Origin of the sequence: Mesorhizobium sp. M4B.F.Ca.ET.017.02.2.1, from assembly GCF_003998955.1 — a bacterium.
GTDB classification, from domain to species: Bacteria; Pseudomonadota; Alphaproteobacteria; order Rhizobiales; family Rhizobiaceae; genus Mesorhizobium; species Mesorhizobium abyssinicae.
In genome coordinates this window covers 1-2,466 of the sequence record NZ_RZOF01000545.1, presented here as the reverse complement: position 1 = coordinate 2,466, position 2,466 = coordinate 1, and the positions used below count along the sequence as shown (strand labels likewise).

At 66.3% G+C, this 2,466-nt stretch carries 2 protein-coding genes; both read left to right on the top strand.

Annotation, left to right across the window (positions count from 1 at the left end; genetic code table 11):
- On the top strand, positions 1–1,676 hold a 1,676-nt coding region (locus EN738_RS33540; RefSeq protein WP_127287282.1), incomplete at its 5' end, for a phospholipase D-like domain-containing protein.
- 130 nt (positions 1,677–1,806) lie between these two features.
- The coding region (locus EN738_RS33535) for an MFS transporter (protein WP_145967026.1) at positions 1,807–2,466 on the top strand (660 nt) is incomplete at its 3' end.

The window sequence follows — 2,466 nt, the reverse complement described above, 5'->3', positions numbered from 1 at the left end:
ACCTCACGGTGCGCCGGCGCCGCGACAGCCTCACGATCCGGCCGGAAGGCGAAATGATCGCCTATCGGGTGCGCCCGGTCGGCGACATGAAGCCGGGCCTCGAGCCGGTGCCGGTGCGTCCGGAGCAGGTGGTCGACGGCCAACCCGCCTATACCGGCGCGGCCCGGCCTCTCGGCTATCTCGGCCAGGGCGCCGTCAGTCCGCCGATCTTCCTGGGGCAGATGTTCGGCAAGGCGCGGGTCGCTTTCACCAATGGTGTCTTGTCGACGCAATGGATGTCGCACGCGCTGGCGGAAGCCGGCATCAAGGTCGGACAGCGCGACAAGATCAGGGCCGAGCTGCAGAACCCGGCGAGCAAGATACGCGCCTATCTGCAAGGCGATGTGCCCCAGGTTTTGATCAGCCTGATGGAGCGGGCCAAGGACCAAGGTGGCTCCGTCAGGCTTGCGCTCTACGAGCTTGGCGACGACGAATTGAGCGACGCGATCATCGCCGCCAAGGATGTCGTCGAAGTCATCCTTTCCAATTCGGGCAAGGACGAGCAAACGAAGGAATGGGACTTCGGCAACGCGCCGTTCCGGAAGCGGCTGCGCGATGCCGGCGTCGTGGTGACGGACCGCCTGTTCAACAACAACCATATCGGCCACAACAAGTTCGCGGTCTACCGCGATGCCCATGGCAAGCCGCAAGCAGTGATGACCGGCAGCACCAACTGGACCTCGACCGGCATTTGCGGGCAGTCCAACAACGCCTTCGTCCGCGACGACCCGGCGATGGCAGACGTGTTCAACGCCTATTGGGAGCGCATGAAGGCCGACGTCTTCCCGCCGCCGGCGAGCGAAAGCGCCGCCGGACTTGTGGCGCAAAAGCAGGGCGTGCCGTTTCGCAAGGAAAACCACATTTCGAACCCGCTGAACGGCGCCAGCGCAGCGCTGGACGGCATGACGGTGTGGTTTTCGCCGAACGATCCCGAGCGCAGCAAGAAGGACATCTCGGTGCGCCCGGTCGACCTCGAGGACGTCTTCGCCCGCATCAAGGCGGCGAAGCGCGCGGTGCTGTTTCTCGTGTTCAATCCGTCGCGGCTCGGCGAGAACTCGATCGTCGACCAGGCGGTCGCGGCGGCGAATGCGGATCCGAAGCTGATCGTGCAGGGCGCGATCAGCGACGAGACCGCGATGCCCAACTATGTCGCCCCAACCAGGGATCCGGTGACCCACAAGTCGAACAAGGACGGCAAGTCGCCCTTCGTCTATCCGGAGAAGGCCTGGGAGGCGCCGAACGTCTCGATCGTCAGGGCGGCGAACCTGACCGGCGCCACGATCGCCCGCGATTTCCAGGCGGAGGTGCTGACCGTCGGGCACGCCATCGTGCACGACAAGATCGTCATCATCGATCCGATGGAGGACAATGCCACCGTCATCACCGGCAGCCACAACCTCGGCTACAAGGCGTCCTACGAGAATGACGAGAACCTGGTCATCGTCGAAGGCGACAAGACCTTTGCCGCGGCCTATGCGGTGCACATGCTCGACGTCTTCGACCACTACAAGTTCCGCGCATGGCGCCGGACGATCGGGAAGGGGCCGTCGGCTGACGACGGGATTTCCATCGACGACAAGTGGCTGAAACCCTATGCCGACGGCAAGAAGGGGGCGATCGCCCGCTACTTCCCGTAGTCTGCGTGGCCCTGAGGCGCGATGGCCGTTGGCGCAAGCAGATTTCGCCACCGGCCCTTCCTTTTCCATTGTCGAGCCGCTAGCCGGATCGCATGCCGCCCAAGGCTGGGCGATGCAGACGGATGGCGCGATGGCGGCGGCGAGCGATGGCGAGGCGGGAACGCAATGGGCGGCACTGGCCGGCGTCACCACGGCGCTGGCCATGTTCGGCGCAGCGCAGGGGCTGAGCTATCCGCTGTTCACCTTGCTGATGCAGCGGCAGGGCCTGTCGCCGGCGCTGATCGGCCTCTCGGCGGCGATGATGCCGATCGGCCTGCTGCTGTCGGCGTCGTTCGTGCCGGCCGCCGTGCGCCTGGTCGGCGCGCGCAATCTCGCCGTCGGCTGCTCGCTGATCGGCGCGCTATGCTTCCTGGGCATCGGCTATCTGCAGAACTGGATCGCCTGGTACGCGCTGCGCTTCCTCGTCGGCGTGGTCATCAATCCGCTCTATGTGCTTGGCGAGGTCTGGGCGCTGTCGCTGGCGGCGCCGTCGCGCCGCGGCAGGGTGATGGGCGTGTTCAACGCGCTGATGGGCGCCGGCTACGCCGCCGGGCCGTTGATCCTGATCATCCTCGGCGCGTCCGGCTGGCCCCCGTTCATCGCCGCCATAGCGGGCTTTTGCCTGTGCGCGCTGATCCTGCGCGCCGTCTCTTCGCAGCTCGCCGGCTTTGAGGATGACGGCCAGGCTTCCGGCGGCATCGCCGGGTTCGCCAGGCTGGCGCCGGCGCTGCTGCTGGCGGCGCTGGTTTCC